Origin of the sequence: Rahnella inusitata, from assembly GCF_003263515.1 — a bacterium.
In the GTDB taxonomy this organism is placed as follows: Bacteria; Pseudomonadota; Gammaproteobacteria; order Enterobacterales; family Enterobacteriaceae; genus Rahnella; species Rahnella inusitata.
The window spans coordinates 194200-212097 of record NZ_JYDE01000015.1 but is presented as its reverse complement, the minus strand read 5'-3'; the positions used below and the strand labels follow the sequence as shown (position 1 = coordinate 212097).

13 protein-coding genes are annotated in these 17898 nt (G+C 43.8%); 4 read left to right on the top strand and 9 right to left on the bottom strand.

What is annotated here, in order from left to right; all coding sequences use genetic code 11:
• The first annotated feature begins 24 nt into the window (after positions 1 to 24).
• Genes TU92_RS09565 through TU92_RS09550 form a run of 4 tightly spaced genes read left to right on the top strand, consistent with a single transcriptional unit; the run spans position 25 to position 6064 of the window.
• A complete protein-coding gene (locus TU92_RS09565; protein ID WP_112166566.1) occupies positions 25 to 1701 on the top strand; it encodes a polysaccharide biosynthesis/export family protein in 1677 nt (558 codons plus the stop codon).
• Positions 1701 to 3740, top strand: coding sequence for a capsular polysaccharide biosynthesis protein (locus TU92_RS09560; protein ID WP_112166563.1), 2040 nt, complete (start codon positions 1701 to 1703; stop codon positions 3738 to 3740). The genes TU92_RS09565 and TU92_RS09560 overlap by 1 nt, the downstream gene beginning before the upstream one ends.
• 37 nt (positions 3741 to 3777) lie before the next feature.
• Positions 3778 to 5049: a capsule biosynthesis protein gene (locus TU92_RS09555; RefSeq protein WP_112166671.1), complete on the top strand. Its 1272-nt coding sequence runs from the start codon at positions 3778 to 3780 to the stop codon at positions 5047 to 5049.
• 22 nt (positions 5050 to 5071) lie between these two features.
• The gene (locus tag TU92_RS09550) at positions 5072 to 6064 is read left to right on the top strand and encodes a NosD domain-containing protein (protein WP_112166561.1); all 993 of its coding nucleotides are present in this window, start codon (positions 5072 to 5074) and stop codon (positions 6062 to 6064) included.
• A 75-nt stretch (positions 6065 to 6139) separates the two neighbouring features.
• Here TU92_RS09550 and TU92_RS09545 read toward each other — a convergent pair whose 3' ends face one another.
• From TU92_RS09545 to TU92_RS09505, 9 genes are all read right to left on the bottom strand, one after another.
• Complete coding sequence (locus tag TU92_RS09545; RefSeq protein WP_112166559.1) at positions 6140 to 6859, bottom strand: acyltransferase; 720 nt, start codon at positions 6857 to 6859, stop codon at positions 6140 to 6142.
• A 78-nt stretch (positions 6860 to 6937) separates the two neighbouring features.
• Complete coding sequence (locus TU92_RS09540) at positions 6938 to 8578, bottom strand: accessory Sec system protein Asp2 (protein WP_112166557.1); 1641 nt, start codon at positions 8576 to 8578, stop codon at positions 6938 to 6940.
• Positions 8579 to 8611: 33 nt separating this feature from the next.
• Positions 8612 to 12424, bottom strand: a complete 3813-nt coding sequence (locus TU92_RS09535; protein ID WP_167457469.1) for a CDP-glycerol glycerophosphotransferase family protein — start codon at positions 12422 to 12424, stop codon at positions 8612 to 8614.
• Positions 12417 to 13523 carry a stealth family protein gene (locus TU92_RS09530; RefSeq protein ID WP_112166552.1) on the bottom strand — a complete coding sequence of 369 codons (1107 nt, stop codon included), beginning with the start codon at positions 13521 to 13523 and terminating at the stop codon, positions 12417 to 12419. The genes TU92_RS09535 and TU92_RS09530 overlap by 8 nt, the downstream gene beginning before the upstream one ends.
• Before the next feature lie 99 nt (positions 13524 to 13622).
• The gene (locus TU92_RS09525; RefSeq protein WP_112166550.1) at positions 13623 to 14288 is read right to left on the bottom strand and encodes an ABC transporter ATP-binding protein; all 666 of its coding nucleotides are present in this window, start codon (positions 14286 to 14288) and stop codon (positions 13623 to 13625) included.
• Entirely contained in the window at positions 14285 to 15061 is a 777-nt protein-coding gene (locus tag TU92_RS09520; RefSeq protein ID WP_112166548.1) for an ABC transporter permease, read from the bottom strand. Before TU92_RS09520 ends, TU92_RS09525 begins: the two co-directional genes overlap by 4 nt.
• A gap of 639 nt (positions 15062 to 15700) precedes the next feature.
• On the bottom strand, positions 15701 to 16204 hold the full coding sequence (gene dps / locus TU92_RS09515) for a DNA starvation/stationary phase protection protein Dps (RefSeq protein WP_112166546.1): 504 nt from the start codon (positions 16202 to 16204) through the stop codon (positions 15701 to 15703).
• Between the two features lie 407 nt (positions 16205 to 16611).
• The gene (locus TU92_RS09510) at positions 16612 to 17289 is read right to left on the bottom strand and encodes an anti-sigma factor (RefSeq protein WP_112166544.1); all 678 of its coding nucleotides are present in this window, start codon (positions 17287 to 17289) and stop codon (positions 16612 to 16614) included.
• Entirely contained in the window at positions 17286 to 17867 is a 582-nt protein-coding gene (locus tag TU92_RS09505; RefSeq protein ID WP_112166542.1) for an RNA polymerase sigma factor, read from the bottom strand. The genes TU92_RS09510 and TU92_RS09505 overlap by 4 nt, the downstream gene beginning before the upstream one ends.
• Positions 17868 to 17898: the final 31 nt, after the last annotated feature.

Sequence of the window (17898 nt, the reverse complement as noted above, 5' to 3'; positions counted from 1 at the left end):
GAAGAATCGCACACAGAGCTTGTTATGAAATTATTGAAGTCCATTTTGATTTTACTTGCCTGCCAGTTAACACAGGCCCATGCCGTCGGGATTAATGCCGATCCGAATATGACCGGCGCTGCGCCGTTGCCGGGATTCCTGTCGGGACAATCTCAGCAGACCACGTCTGACAGCGGTTTTGATGATTCGCCGCGTCCGGTGGCCTCGGCGGTGATGAGCCGCATGTTTGGCGCACAGCTGTTTAACGGCAGCGCCGCGTCAGACAACGGCGCAAGCATCGGCTTTAACCCGAACTACATCATCGGGCTGGGCGATCAGGTGCAGATCCGCCTGTGGGGCGCGTTCAATTTCGACGGTGCGCTGACCGTTGACCCGAAAGGGAACATCTTCCTGCCAAACGTCGGCCCGCTGAAAGTGGCCGGGATTTCCAACAGCCAGCTGAACAGCGTGATCACCACTAAGGTGAAACAGGTGTATCAGGCGAACGTGAATGTGTACGCCTCACTGCTTCAGGCGCAGCCGGTAAAAGTGTTTGTGACCGGTTATGTCACTAATCCTGGCTTGTACGGCGGCGTGGCCTCTGACTCCTTGCTTTCGTATCTGAGCAAAGCGGGCGGGGTGGATACCGAGCGCGGCAGCTACGTGGATATTGTGGTCAAGCACAACGACCGCGTCCGTTCCCGTATCAATCTTTATGATTTCCTGCTTAACGGCGATCTGCGTCTTTCGCAGTTCTCCGACGGCGACACCATTGTGGTCGGCCCGCGTCAGCATACGTTCAGCGTAGAGGGCGACGTGTTCAACAGCTACGACTTCGAATTTCGCGACAGCACCATTCCGGTCAGCGAAGCGCTGAGCTGGGCACGTCCGAAGCCGGGCGCAACCCACATGACCATCATTCGCCAGCAGGGCAGCATGAAGCGCAGCGAGTATTACCCTCTGAGTTCTGCACCTGGCCGCTCATTACAGGATGGCGACAAACTGATCGTCAGCTCTGACCGCTATGCGGGAACCATTCAGGTGCGTATCGAAGGCGCTCATTCCGGCGAACACGCCGTGGTACTGCCTTACGGCGCGACCATGAGCCAGCTGTTACCAAAAATTCGCACTAACAGCATGTCGCAGATTAACGCTATCCAGCTTTATCGCCGCTCGGTTGCCCTGCGCCAGAAAGAGATGCTGGATGTGACGCTGCAAAAACTCGAAGAAGCCTCGCTGTCTGCCCAGTCTTCCACTCAGGAAGAAGGCCGTCTGCGTATGCAGGAAGCCCAGCTGGTCAGCCGCTTTGTTAACAAAGCGCGTCAGGTGGTACCGAAAGGTGAAGTGGTACTGAGCGAAGACAACCTGAATCAGGTGATTCTGGAAGATGGCGACGTCATCAACATTCCTGAGAAAACCTCGCTGGTTATGATCCACGGCGAAGTGCTGTTCCCGAACGCGGTGAGCTGGCAGAAAGGTCTCAGCCCGGAAGATTACATCGAGAAAGTCGGTGGATTCACCCAGAAAGCGGGTAACTCCAAAGTCATCCTGATCAAGCAGAACGGCGAAGCGCTGAATGCGGAAGATGTGAAAACGCTGCAACCGGGCGACGAGCTGATGGTTCTGCCGAAGTACGAATCGAAGAACATCGAAGTCACGCGTGGCATCTCGACCATTCTTTACCAGCTGGCCGTGGCCGCGAAAGTGGTTCTGACCCTGTAATGATTGGGATTTTTTCTGGCGGGATCGCACGTATCCCGCATCTTGAGCAGTTCCTCGGTGAGCCTTTCTGCAAGGTGTCGCTGGTGCGGCCGCTGCCGGAAGATATCACGCAGGTTGCCGTGTGGGGCTATCGCCCGACCGGCGCCAAAGCGGTTGTGCTGGCGGAGAAAAAGCGACTGCCGGTGCTGCGCCTCGAAGACGGGTTTATCCGTTCTCTCGGGCTGGGAGTGACCGGTTCGCCGCCACTCTCGATGGTGCTGGATACGCAGGGGATGTATTACGACGCCTCGCGCCCAAGCTCGCTGGAGACGTTGATTCACCAGCGGGAACAGAACCAGTTATTGCATGAAGATGCACGTCAGGCGATGCAGATGATCGTCGGCGGGGATTTATCCAAATACAACCAGGCACCGGCGTGCACATTCACGCAGCCGCCGCAGGGCGCGGTGCTGGTGGTCGATCAGACCTTTGGTGATATGGCCGTGGTTTACGGCAACGCCGGAGCAGAACAGTTCGACAGCATGTTGCAGGCCGCAATAGCGGAGAACCCCGGAGCCGAGATTTGGGTGAAGATTCACCCGGACGTACTTCAGGGTAAAAAAGCGGGATATTTCAGTCAGATTGCGCAACTTGCGAAACAGCAACCGCGCATCAGATTGCTGGCGACGGATGTCAGCCCGCAGTCGCTGCTGCGTCTGGTCAGCCGCGTGTACGTGGTGACCTCTAATTACGGCTTTGAGGCGCTGATCGCCGGCAAACCGGTCAGCGTATTTGGCCAGCCGTGGTATGCCGGCTGGGGATTGACGGACGATCGCCACGCGCAATCGGCAACGCTGAATGCGCGACGCGGCGCAGCCACTCTCGAAGAGTTGTTCAGTGCGGCGTGTTTGCGTTACTCGCGTTATATCAACCCGGTGAACGGTCAGCGTGGCATAATTTTTGATGTCCTGAACTGGCTGCTGATGCAACGCCAGCATCACCAGCAGCGGGCAGGGCGCCTGTGGTCACCCGGCCTGACGCTATGGAAGCGCAGTATTCTGGCACCGTTTCTGCGCACCCAAAGCAACAAAGTGAATTTCAGTAAACGCTTTGCCGGTGAGTCCGCCTGCGTCGTGTGGGGCATAAAAGGTGAGGCGAAGTGGTCTGCCAACGCAGAGCAACACCAGTTACCGCAATGGCGTATGGAAGACGGTTTTCTGCGCTCGGCCGGTCTGGGCTCTGACCTGCATCCGCCGCTTTCGCTGGTGCTGGATAAAACCGGTATTTATTACGATGCCACACGCCCAAGCGATCTCGAGCTGCTGCTCGGTAACAGCGACCTGACGGCGTATCAGCAGCAACGCGCTGCCGCGCTGCGCGAGACGCTGGTTGCCAGCAAAGTCAGTAAATATAACCTCGGTGCGGCGTTCACGTTACCCGCCGGGGCTTCTGGCAAGACCGTGATTCTGGTACCAGGGCAGGTCGAGGACGATGCGTCGATCCTGACCGGTACGATATCTGTGAATACCAATGGCGGGCTTTTGCGCACCGTGCGCGAGCGTAATCCGGATGCCTACATCATTTATAAACCGCACCCGGACGTTCTGGTGGGGAACCGGCAGGGGCAGATTCCAGAGGAGGATGTCCGCCGCTGGGCAGACAGTCAGGCGTTAGATGCAGACATTATTCAGTGTATTCAGGCCGCCGACGAGCTGCACACGCTGACCTCACTGTCAGGATTTGAAGCCTTATTGCACGGTAAAAAAGTGGTGTGTTACGGCATGCCATTTTATGCCGGATGGGGGCTGACGCAGGATGAACATTCATGTTCACGCCGTACGCGCCGCCTCCGGTTAGACGATGTGGTTTATCAGGCGCTGATTGCCTACCCGTCGTATATCAACCCGCAAAGTCGGGAGCCCATTTTAGCGGAGCAGGCGGTTGAATTACTTGCTGCAACGCCACGGGCTGAATTGCAGTTCACAAGAATTAAAGCGGGCAGGATAGTCCGCTATTACAGAAAATTGCTCATGCTGATTCGGGTTACATTTATTAAGTGAATCAGTTCATTACTCTGTATTTATGGTGTGGATGAAAATGGACAGTAAGGCGCTGACGACATTACTTTCTGGAAAAAAATATCTGCTGTTGCAGGGCCCGATGGGACCCTTTTTCAGCGATTTAGCACAGTGGCTTGAGTCTCTGGGGCGGGAAGCGGTGAACGTCGTCTTTAACGGCGGCGACAGGCGGTATTCGCGCAATCGTGAATACCGCTTGTACCAGCAGACCCCGAATGAGTTTCCGACCTGGCTGAAAGAGACCTGGCAGGAATACGACTTCGATACCATCGTGTGTTTCGGGGATTGTCGTCCTTTACATCAGGCCGCTAAACGCTGGGCGCAAGCCAAAGGCATCCGGTTCCTGGCGTTCGAAGAAGGCTACCTGCGTCCGCACTACATCACGCTGGAACAGAACGGTGTGAATGCTTACTCCGGCCTGCCGCGCGATGCCGAGTTTTATCGTCGTCTGCCAGAGATGACCATGCCGGAGATCGAACATCTCAAGCCAAGCGCGGCTTCACGCTACTGGCATGCGACCGCTTACTATCTGGCGGGCTGGCGTCACCGAAACGAGTTCCCAAAATACCGCCACCATAAATCCTTTTCGCCGTGGTACGAGGCCCGCTGCTGGATCCGCGCAGCCTGGCGTAAGAAGCTGTATGCTTTTGACCAGCGCAATGTCCTCAAACAGTTACAGACCGGGCTGGATCAGCGTTACTTCCTGGCGATTTTGCAGGTGTACAACGACAGCCAGATCCGCAACCACAGCCCGTATAAAGATGTGCGCGATTACATTAATGAAGTGATGCATTCCTTCGCTAAGAAAGCGGCCTCAACCGAGTTTCTGGTGATTAAGCATCACCCGATGGATCGCGGACATCGGTTATACGCGCCGCTGATCCGCCAGTTGGGCAAAAAATACGGCATCGCCAATCGGGTGATCTACGTGCATGACCTGCCGATGCCGGAGCTGCTCACACATGCAAAAGCGGTGGTTACCATCAACAGCACGGCGGGGATCTCAGCACTGATCCACAACAAGCCGCTGAAGGTGATGGGCAACGCACTGTATGACATCAAAGGCATTACCTATCAGGGACATCTGAACCAGTTCTGGTGCTCAGGATTCGCGCCTGATATGAAGTTGTTCAAACAATTCCGGCTATACTTGCTGAAGAATACGCAGATTAATGCGGTGTTTTATGGCGGGTATAAGAAGGACAAAGCGGCCATTGCCGACTCCCAATACAAGCCGGTATTTATCAGTGAGAAACTGGTAATTAACTACATTAAGCGACAGCTTTCCTGACAGACAAGAGGACTATGCACAGATGCGAGAAACCCTGAAGTTTACACCCTGTGCATTTTTCTCTCTGATGGTTGTTCTGCCTTTATCCCTCTCAGCCTGCGCCGACCGCGCTTCTGCCTCTGATTCACGTGAATGCAAAGTGCCGGTGATTAACGGCCACGTCTCGTTACAGCCATCCTGCGTTTATCATCAGGAGATAATGATAACGCGTAGCCATACGACCCTGGATTGCCGTGGCGCAATCCTTGATGGCCGTAACGAAAAGTCATTTGGTATTGTTGTTAACAGCAAAGGCAAACCGCTGTCTGATGTCACCATCAAAAACTGCAAAATTCAAAACTATACGCACAGCGGTATCTGCATCACCTCCGACATCGCCGCCAACAAACTGAGCCCCAACCACGCTGAGAACTACCGGCGCACGCCGACCCGTGTGAACCTCGAGAACGTTGAAGTCACCGGCAGTGGCCGCGTAGGGATTTATTTTGATGATTACGTCACCCATTCCACGCTAAAGAACTCAGTCGTTCGCGACTCCTATATGTCCGGCATCTATCTGGAACATTCATCGCGCAACAACGCCATTGTCGGTAACCAAATCATCAATAACGGACACAAGAGTTTCGGCAAGGGTAAACGCGAAGGGCTGGCCGTGGATTCATCGGCCTATAACCTTATCGAAGGCAACCGTTTCGAATCCAACGGGGCAGGGGGCGTGTTTTTGTATAAGAACTGCGGCGAGCATTTCAGCACCGGCAAATCGGTGATCCGCTGGCAGCATAGCGACCATAACGTCATCCGCAATAATACGTTTGTGAATGAGCCCGTAGGCATCTGGCTGGCATCCCGGCAGAACCGGGACTTATCAGGATTTGATTGTGGAGATAAGCCGAGAGATGGAAGCAGGAAGTATTTTAACGATTATGCGGATGATAATTTGGTGGAGGGGAATAGGTTTGTGGCAGGAGGAAAATTAATATCAGATAACGGGAATGATAATAAAATTAGTAACTAAAAAAGTAGCGTTCGTGTAATATTACTTGCGGGAATATAAAAAATAAATTTTATGATAGTTATACGTTGTTTAATTTTAAAATCTAAAAATCTTAGAAAAGATACTCTTTTTTTTGATAACTACAGGTTCCTCCTCACAGGTTAAATCCCAATATTGTGATTTAGTAATAAATGAGGAGTCAGGTTTTATAAAAGGTTTAACCAAAGTTAGATGCGGTCTCTCCCAAGCGATATTTTTTTTGATTGTTTTAGCAGGTACTCCAACTGCAATGCTATTATTTGGAATAGCACTTTTGACGATACTTCCCAAACCAATAACACTACCCCTGCCAATTGATGATCCACTGAGAACAATTGATTTAGCTGCAAGCCAGACATGATCTCCAATTGTTATTGAACGCGATAGATTTATTCTCCTACCAGAGATTATATCAAAAATCGGATGTCCATCATCTGTACGTATTTCATTGGCCGATGCTATCATACAATCATTACCTATAGTAACACTTGTATTCTCTGCTGTGGAAATATAGCATCCGTTGGTGCATGTGACTTGGTCACCTATAGTTACGGAGCATCCCTGTCCAATACGAATGAATCCGTTGAAACTATTATTTCCAATAGTACAAACACCATCATCACAATCAAACCGGATGGTAGTGCCTGCTATTTTAGCCTCGGGATGGACAGTTAATTTATTATTTTTCCCAAAAAAAAGAACTTTAATTTTATCATTTTCTTTGTCTGAATAATTAATAATATTATTTGCAATATCAGAATGATTTTTTAGATACATAATAATGACCCTGGTCTAATTAAATAATGCGTTATAAACATATTTCTCAAATATTAGAGAATACATATCAATGAAATATTACTTGATTGCATAATTATTATTTTTGATCTCAAGAAGATCGCCAGTGTCTTCCTCGAAAATCAAACCTTGCTTGTTCAAGATTATTTTTATTTTATATATACCATCAGGTAGGTCATTAATATAAATACCTTCATTCCCAATAGTAGAATAGTAAGCCTTAGAATAAAGCCCGAAATGATCAGAGAAACATTTATTTAAAGATTCACGATGTGACAAACCTATTTTTTTTATTATTGTACATCCATCAGAAATGAATTTTATATAATAACCAGCATCACCCCAATTATTTATCTCCACTCCTTTGATTACATACACCCCTTCATAGTGAAGTTTCCCATCACGGAGCCATTTCTGTTCTACAGAAAATACTTTCGGTTCATTTATTTTATCTAGATTATTAACACTAATAAAAATTTTCCCAGTTTTACTAAATATACTTATTATTTTATTATCGTAAGTACTTTGAACGTTAGAGTTATTTGCAAACTCAAAATTTTCGATAATAGATAACTTATTAACTTCAATTAGGCACTTAACCTCATAGACTCCTTCAGATAAAGCAGATATATCAATCCCTTTCTGACCTATAGAGGTGACTTGTGCCGCAGTATAGTCGCAAAATACACTTTCAAAAAACTGATAAGATAAATCTTCATTCAGGATTTTACCAAGAGGATATTCATAAGATTTAGTATCTGAGGAAAATATCACTTTATGTTTTATTTTCTCATACGAATTACACTCGTAGCCTTTAATTAATCCTATTCCATCGAGGTGAAATATACTTGAGTCGAGCTTAACTTTATTTATTTTTGCGACAACTTCTTTCCTACTTTGAAGGGTTTTTAATTCTTCTTGATACGTTATGTCATTATACTCGGGGATTCCATTTGAAACATATCCAAAATGAGGAAAAACTCCCTCTCCGTGAGCGTAAATTATGGATAAGATAATAGGTATATTATATTTAGTAATCTTATTATGTTGCCAGGCTAACGTTGAATTAGTATCTATTATATTGAAATTATTACATTTGATATAGTATGACAAAAAAGGTTTTATTTGGTCAGGATACTGCTCATCTTTGATTGAGGTAATAAAATATATGTTTTTTTGTGAAATATCTTTAGTTTCTAATAATTTTGGTATTAACGAATCAAAGAAATCTACCGTTTCATTTGTAGAATGCTTTCCGAAGATGTGTTCAACTTTAGATGGCCAGTTATTTTTTAGATAACTCCCAATTTTAATTTGAGGGCATGAAGTCAGAATGTTTGAGAAGTTATACTTTAGACCATAATATAAAGCAGCACTGCCTCCCTTTGAAAAACCCGATAAAGTACATTGTTTTTCAGTAAGAAGTAATTTTTCCAACGTTGTATTTATCAGGTCTATAACAGCTTCTTCTATTGTGAAATCTTGGTTAACACATAAGTAATATGTGTTACCTCCTTTGAATTCATCTTTGATCCAGAGGATATTAGATCTGCAACCATCTAAAGTAGCCCCGTAAAAATCATAATCAAGGCCAAAACCAGAAAATACAACCAATAGATGTTTTCTATCTTGTTTTGCAGGGGAAAACACATATTGTACATGGTAATCTTTGAAATAATGTTTGTTTTCTATTTTCGACATTTTATTTATCTAATTCATTGGTTGCTAGGACTGTCACATGCGATTTACATTGTTGTTATCACGGTTAGAAATTGAACCTGATAATAAACTCATATTACTTAAGATCCTTGAGTTACTAAGTCTTTCCCAGCAATAGTTTGGTGCATTCTCTGAATGATAGCGTAGGATCGATGACCAACTGTGTGTCGCCTCATCCCATTCCCCTACTAATTCAGCGAGCTCAGCACGTAATATCCATTCTTCGAGCATTATAGGTGAACGGAGTCCTTTCTTCAGTAATAAACTCAGGCCTTCTTCAATCATACCTAATCTGCGATAAATAAATGCTAATTTGTAATATGAGAGGTCACACTCTTGAGTTAATTTCATCCAAACATCTGCCGAGAGATTCCAGTTCTTAAGTTCAAAATGCAATTCAGCTATTTCAATTAGAAGTTCACTATTTATAGGAGCTGTTTTTGGTAATGAATCAATAATTTGAAGAGCTTCCAGTTGTTTACCTTGGAAACGTAAGGCGCGAATATAAATTGTCAGTAAATCTAGCGGGATAATATCTAAAGAAATATTAGTAGCTAATATTTGGGATGTAACCTTATTCCATTGTTTACGTTTATTGGCCAATCTTGCAATTTGATAGCGAAGTAATATATTACCTTTATCAAATGACTCCTGCTGCTGGAGACAAATATTAGCTTGGTCTAAATCACCAATCTCCTGATAGGCACGAGATAATAATAAATAGGGTTTGAATTCGATGTGTTCACTTTCCTTGAATAAATAGATATTAGCAGATAGATACTCTGCTAACTCTATCCATTCTTTTAGGCATAGATATTTTAACGAAGTACATAATACTTCAGACTCATCCTGTATTTTATTCTCATGCTTGCCTAAAATAGCCTCGAATGAATTTATATCGTTTAGTTCTGCTAGGCATTGCAAAATTAAAATCTCTTCACTTCTAGAAAGAATTAACTTAGATTCTAATATTGAAACAGCATCTGACCAATTATAATTAATCATCTTAATTTTTGCTAAAATTATAATTAGTTCTGGTGTCAATTCATCGATGTTTTCGCCAAAAAATTCTGGGAATAAATTAATAGCTTCAGCGAATTTATTTAGCTTAAGAAGAAGGTTAATAATATTAGTTTTTGCTTCTGTGTGATAGACCTCATGTGGCTCAGTAATAAGCATAAACCATCTGCTAAGTGCTAGTTCCCAGTTTTCATTTGCCATAGCCATATTTGCATATTCATAGATGACAGATGATTTATCAGTAACTTGTTCCGGTGAAATTATTTTTGAAATCGCGGATACGACTCTTTCACAGTTATTTTCATCAATGAAGGAAAAAACACTATTTGGGGCGGTAAAAGAAGATTTCAACTTTCCATTTAAAATAGCTGTGATTTGATCAAAAAGGTCAACTTCATTATAGACCACAGGGCCAAAACCATCATTTTTATAACTATAGTAGCCCCGAGAGTATGTATGCATTCCTGAAAACACTTGATTTTCATCAAACTGATAGTAGATACATTCGCCACCAGATAATGCGACATCGAATGCTATTGAAGAGTAGTCTGTTAATAATAGTTTTGTTTTAGAAATCAAATCCTGCACAGAAGTTTCATTGCATTTAATGATCTCGATGTAACTTGGGATTGAAAAGTCATTGATGTAAGGGACTAAGTTAGGGTGAGGCATAAATACAACATTCAATTTCCCTTCTGATGCGATTTTTCTTAGCGCATTTGAAGATAATACATTTTGCCAATATATAAAGTAATCAGAGTTTTTCAATTCTGGGTTATAACTTCTTCCAGATGTTTGTTTTAAAGTCTTACCAACTAGATCTCTGCGCCATGTAGGCATTATAAGAATATTTGTTTTACTACTAGTCTTACTAATTGAAACCAAATTGTCATAACGTGGCATGCCAGTTAACGCTACACATCTTGGATCAAAATTATATGGGGAATGTGGATTACTTAATGAAGCGTACTCTTGATAAGTAGAAGTTAAAATACCATCTATTCGAGATGTGTTATTAAGCCATGAAGAAATATCATCTTTGGTAACGCCATGTTGAAGAAAAATAAATTTCTTCTTTGCTAATGAATATTTACCTTTGTACTGAGTAAAACACTTATCGATATGTGAACTTAAAAGGACACCAGCTTTTTCGTAATAACTCTGGAAGGCCGGTGTATCAAATTCTACTAGATTGAATCCTTCATTTACTAATCTACCCCAGTCTTCTGAACTTTTTCTCAACACAAAAGCTGAATCTATTTCCGGATGATATTTTCTAACATAACGATAGAGATGTTCTGCATTATCATCGGCTCTAGTGTCGGAATCCATAAAGAGCCAAGTATTCCTATCTTCATGTTTAGTTGGTGATTTAGAGAAAAATATATTTTTGACTTTTTCTAAAGATACAGAGCCTTTGAAGTTTTGCCCAATTACAGATATATCGGTATTTTTGTGAAGTTTAATAGACAATTTTTGTTTTGTATCGCTGAAATTAACCCATATTAACCGCTCAATAAACACTCTTCCCAAAAAAGTATGTTTAATTGTTTTTATATTGTTTGGTATAATTTGCTGACCATCTATTTTAATTTCTTCTATATTTGGGCTGCTACAAAAATATGAAATTAGTACTTCTTTTTTAAATGTATCAAAGTTTTTAATGTATGCAATTTGGAAGTTATATCCAGCACCAGATTTGAACAGCGCTTGCATGCCAACTTTATGAAAGAACCAAGCCCCAAGTAAATTAAATTTTAAAATCTCATTGTCATCAATATAATTAAAGATATTATCAAGATGCGTAAGGAGTGACTTTTTCTGTACATCGTTTAAAAAACTTATTGATGATTCATTGTTAAGAATTCTATTATAGTACTGTATTAAAAAGTATAATGCTGTGCGTTGAGCGAATCTTGGAACCTTACCATTATTTTTTTGATGGTAGTCCTTGAGCATCGCGAGTAATCCGTATTCAAGAACATTACTATATTTTTCAACTTTTTCCCACTGTGTATTAGTCGTTGAACTGTTGTCCTCACGAACTCTATAAAAGTAATTGGCCTGATTTATAAATGCTATTTTCCCACCACAATTACTCATGTAATCAATTACAAACTTACCATCTTCAAAGTTTGGTTTAATTTCATGATTAAATGTTATTTCATTTTCTTTAATTATTTTAGTTTTAAACAAAGCTGAACTAGCAGATAGTTGAATAAGTTCTTCAAGATCATTACAATTTTTTAAGGTTTCTTTTTTATCGAAACAGAATTTCAGAGGTTGAGTATCAGCAAAGCTTTTGCTCTCTTCTTTATAAACAATCATTTTGCAGGCTACTATATCAATAGTTTTATTATTTTCAATATGAGAGTTTATAGTTGCAAAATATTCTTTGTTAACGAAGTCATCTGGGTCTATAAAACCTACCCACTCAGTTTCAACTTTTGTTAAACCTAAGTTTCTCGCGGACGCCTGTCCACCATTTTCTTTCTGCATCCCGAAGATATTATTTGGGTATTTGCGGCACCACTTTTCTATTACTTTGTAAGAATTATCTTGCGAACCGTCATCAACAACAATTATTTTAATGTGTTTTTTGAAACATAAAGATTGAGATGTCAGAGATTTGAAAAATTCATCTAAATAATTTTCCGCATTATATACAGCTGATACTACTGTGTATTTATAACCGCCTTTAATTTGGATTTTTTTCAGTGTTTTAATTCTTTTCTCGTGTTTCTTTATCAGATCATGAAAAAACAATTTAGGATCGCGAATTAATTTTTTCAGTTTTCTATTAAACATTTTCATTCTCAGATTCAAAGTGATATTTAAGTGCTGTACTTAAGACGAGTTGATATTTTTCTAGCGAAGCTTTCTGCGTGTTGAAATCATTAGCACAAAAAGAGTGGGGGAGAACACCGTCTTTGCGTGCCTGTTTTAACGCTTTAAAGTAACTTCTCGCTGCGGTAGATCTGATATTGAAGTAATAACAAATGTCTCTCGCCGGTGTGGCCTTACCGGTAATATAGCTAAGCCAGGGCACAAAAAACGTTGCTAAGTTCAAGTCGTGGTTTGTTCTAAATTTATTTGATAAGAAGCCATTGATTTTCGTCTCATACAGACGCCATGCTTCCTCAAAGATACTTTTCCGAAGGGGGACATACGTATGAACTAAAGGCGTATCGATTAAGATTTTGAAATCTCTCTCAAAAGTATCTGAAGCTTGCAAGGATGCTGACAAGGTTGGTGTATTCGTTCCCCGTTCCTGCATAGATCTCAGGCTTTTTTGTGATAAAAATAGAGATGATATTCCTCTGTTTTTGAAGAAATGCCCTGGAGGAAGAGGTCTTGCTACAAATACATCATCATTGAAATAGATAAAATGTTCAGCGAGATCCGGAATTTTGTGAAGATGAGCTTCTATTACATGAGAATTGAAAGTGGGTAAGTATTTTTTATCAATAATATCTTTATGATCAATAACTCTGATCTTATCATCAGATTTAAGCCACGCAGGTCTTTGGTCGTCAGTGATTATAAAAATATTTCTTACCCAGGGAATATTCTTCTCAATGCTTTTAATTGAATACCTGATCTCATCATGATTGCTGAATCTTGCGGTATCTGTAGCAAAGTTACCTAGTGATCCCGCTTCCGCAACTGATTTAAAGTGCTGATATTTCTTTTTCCATATAGGGTCTGAATCATCAACCCATGTAAAAACAACGTCTATCGGGAAGTTGATATGGATGAGTTCTTCCATCGCCAGATCGTGACGAAGTAGAATATTCTCCTCTAACTCAGGGCACAATATTTCATTTCTTATGATTGGATATTTTTTGTTAAAGTAGTCCCGAAAAAATACACCGGGGCTTTTTATGAACTTTCTAATTTTTTTCATACAGAGCGACAATCCTGAAAGGATTTTATGTTTATCAATAGCACCGTTGACTTATATATTGAGGATGCATGTTTCATTGTTTTCGGCTATTGCAAGTTTTTATATGCCCTCGTCAGTCTTATACGTTTCGATGGCATCTGCTACTGATTCAAAATATTTAACTTTATTATCTCTGCCAATAAACAACGCCACATCACAAAACTCCTTCAGTGATCCCAGACTATGAGAAACCATCAGAAAACTGGCTTCCTTATGGCGGGCTTTAAAGAGGTCTGCGCATTTCTGCTTAAACCTCGCATCGCCAACCGCTGTGACTTCGTCTACCAGATAATAATCAAATTTAAACGCCATGCTCAGGCCGAAACCAAGTCGTGATTTCATGCCGGAAGAATAGGTTTTAATAGGCATATCAAAGTATTTACCCAGTTCTGCAAACTCTTCGACAAAGGCGACTTTGTCCTTGAGTTCTTCAGGTCTGGCATAGAGACGTGCGACAAATTTGACGTTCTCTCGCCCGGTCAGGCTGCCCTGAAACCCACCGGCAAGTCCGACAGGCCATGAAATGGTTTTATCGGTATGAATGCAGCCTGAATCAGCGCGGTCGATACCGCCAATAACACGTAGCAGAGTCGATTTACCTGCCCCGTTACGGCCAATTAAGGCGACGCTTTTACCCGAGGGGAGTTCGACATTAAGATCCTTAAAGACGTAATGTCTGCCTTTAGGCGTACGGTAAGATTTAGTCAGATTCTCAATTTTTATCATGATGTCAGCATCGCCTCTTCACGATTGCGGTAAAGGGCCAGGCCGATGAATAAGACCACCAACGTACAGCCAGCCAGATAATTTAAACTGACGCCTTCGCTGATATAACCGGGAACAACTGCCTCACGGCTGAGTTCCACGACGTGAACAATCGGATTCCACAATAAATAAGGCCAGTATTCTTTCGGGATATTGTGGAGCGAAAACATGATGCATGAGATGAAATAGAGTGGCTTGACGAGAATGGGCAGGAATTTCTCAGTCTCAGGATAGGTTTTGCCGACAACCATAAAAATAAGGCCAATGCCGCAGGAGAATAAAACCAGCAGCACCCATACCATAACAAGTGTAATGAGTTTAGTGACTTCAAATTCTTCACCGAGCAACCCGACAATGGCCATCAGCAATACATAGACAACTGCATAAATCACGGTCTCTAATATCGCTCTGGCGAGAATTGTATCAATGGGTTTAACAGGACGATAATTGAATAATCCCTGATTGGCCTCTATTGCCCCAATTGACCGGTTGGTGATATTGCTAAAGACGAAGTAGGGAATAATACCGTTGATCAAAAATACCGGAAAAGAAATATCTGGCATGGTGCGGTGCATGATATAGCCAAAAATAGCCAACAAAATCAGCATATGCGCCATAGGCTCTAATGCTGCCCACAGGTAGCCAAGTCTGAACTTACCAAAACGGGTTTTGATTTCCCTTAAAAAGAGCGCTTTAATCGCCGCTTTTTGTACTTCCAAGCCACTACGTGCCATCGATTTATTCCAGTTTTTTTACGATTTTCCACGCTACCGCCCCTGGCTTACTGCTACCAATGTGCTGAGATCGGGGTCAGATTGTGGGAAGCGGCTTAGCATTTCACTGCTGTCATGCCGCCGGGGAGGGGAGTCACTTATCCATAAGTCGCTTTCTGAGGATTAATGCCGGTGTGAACGTCCCTTGTCTGAATTTCTTTTACTTTCATTGATTTAGTGAAATGTTTAAATTCACAAAAAAGTAAAGGTTACGACCAAATATTTCAGCAAGTTACAGGTCATCTCACAAACTTGTAAAATTGCTTTGGTCTATTAATTTGCCTTAAACCATTCATCTGGCCTATGGGTCTAAGATGTTTCTTAGGACGATAATAAAAGTCCTAATAATCAGTCGCATAGTGGTACCGGTTTCACGACGCAATAGTCATCAATTAGTTTATGGTGAAACTATTCATAATGGTTATTATTCAGATTGGTATGCAAATGTACGTTGAAGGGTAAATTCAGAGGCAAAAAGAGGATTGCAGAGAGGGATGAGGCATGGAAACAAAAAAGGCCAGTCGCTTTCGCCACTGACCTTCTTTTTAGCATTGATCCGTTATTATGCCGCAGCTTTCAACTGCGGTAATCGAGTCCTGATTACTCGATGTTGGATTCGATGAACCACAGGAATTTATCCAGGTCGCGGGACGCGGCGGTGAATATATCTGCGGTGTCTTCATCTTCCACTTCACCGATCGCTTTACGCGTATCATTCGCGACCACGGCGTAACGTTCTGCCAGTGCTTTCAGGTGTTCCTGCACGGTATGAATGTTGGTCGGGTAGCTTTTCAGTGGCGTTTTATCGTTAACTACCTGTACGGTACCCAGCGCCACGCCACCTAACTGCACGACACGTTCTGCGATGGTGTCCTGATGCTCGGTGATTGCAGTACGGAATCCATCCAGCATTTCATGTACGCCGATGAAGTTAGCGCCACGCATATTCCAGTGCGCCTGCTTGGTGATCAGCGACAGATCGATAAACTCAGTTACCAGACGGTTCAACACTTTGATCGTATCCAGTTTTACACTTTCATCTACATCGTTGCGTGTATAAATGAGTTCAGAAGATTTCGTTTTGACCAGTTTGGCTGTACTCATAATAGATATCCTCTTCATTGAGTTGTTATAAATGACTTTGTTTCGTAACTGGATTCAGTATAGCAATAAATCTCAGTTTTGCTGGAAAGTCCTTCCTATCGTTCTGATAGCGTGTGCCAAATAATGCATCACGAACAGTTGTAATTAACTTATCATGCTGATTTTAAAGGTGGATAGGAATGTTCCTGAACGGAGGAAAATAATCGCGTACGGTAAGTGTTAAATATTTAAGAATGTTACATGACGTGTGGGGATATATATTCCCAATGCGCTGGCACGAGAATGAGAAATATTAACGCTTGCGAATGATTATTTACTCCATAATATCCAGCCTTATCAATAATCAACGGCGTAAATATTTCCCGCCGTTGATTATTGATGAAAATGACTGTCGGAAATTTGTACTCTCAGAGTGCCAGAGCCCCGCTGTAGAGTACCGCGCCAGTCGGCTGGCCGGTCGGAGAGCCACCGTGCGGTTCAATACTGATCGCCAGCGTAAAGCCCGGATCCGGCATTTTGGCGGCCAGTGTAAGCTGTGTCGGTTGTTGGGTATTGAGTAACCCAAGCGATTGCGGTTTGCCCCCCGGCGCAATAGCCCAGAGTTCGAGGCTGCGGTCTGCCGCCACGCGTTGGGCATTCAGCGGCGTCAGCATCAGGCTGCGCGTGCTCATGTCAGCGCTTACCACCCATTGCCCGCCCTGAGCACCGGTGCTGCTGGCAAGTATGGCTACCGGCAGTGGCGCGGCAGGTTGCACCAGCAGACGCGGGATCAGCAGCAATGCTGCAAGACCTGCGGCCAGCGCCCAGCCGAGATAACCGCGAACGGGCGTTTTCGGCGTTACCGTGCGTTTAACCGGTTGTAGATCCAGATTATGTCGGATGCGTTTCCACACCGAGGCAGGGGGGATCACCGGCATAATGTGGTTATCCAGCTGCGTGAAGGCTTCCTGCCAGCGGGCCACTTCGGCCACCAGTTCAGGGTCGTCACGCATTTTTTGCTCGAACTGAATTTTTGCTGCGCCGCGCAAGGTGCCGAGCGCATATTCAGCCGCGAGTGCAGCATGATAATGGCTTCTGCTTTTCATAGTCCGACGCAGCTCTTTAAGTGTTCCAGGGCGCGACGGATCCAGCTTTTAATCGTCCCCAGCGGTTGTTGTAAATGAGATGAAACCTCGCCATGAGACAGACCCTGATAATAGGCCAGGATCAGACTTTGTCTTTGCTCTGCGGGAAGGTGCGCCAGACAGTTGGCCAGAATTTTGGCATCGCTGTCCTGCTGCAAACGTTGCAGGGGCTCATCACTTTGTTCGACGTAAAGGTCCGCCACGCTGTCGTCAAGTTCGTCTGTCTGGTTGTCGCGCCCGCGCATCCAGTCGATGGCGCGGTTGCGGACAATGTGGGTAAGCCAGGTCATCGGGGAACTGAGGGCGGGGTTGTAAGACGCCGCCCGGTTCCACGCGGTGATGTAGCTGTCGTGCAAGACTTCTTCCGCCCAGGCGTGCCGCCGCAGCATACGTAATGCGACGGCGAAAAGCCTCGGGGAGGTCAGACGGTAAAGCTGTTCAAATGCCTGACGGTCGCCAACGGCCATGGCGCTCATCAGCTCACGCTGTACTTCCAGCGCTTTCTCTGGTGTTGGCGTATTTAACAAAGGGTCATGCATTCGCCCGTCCTGACTGTCTGAGATGCTGTTT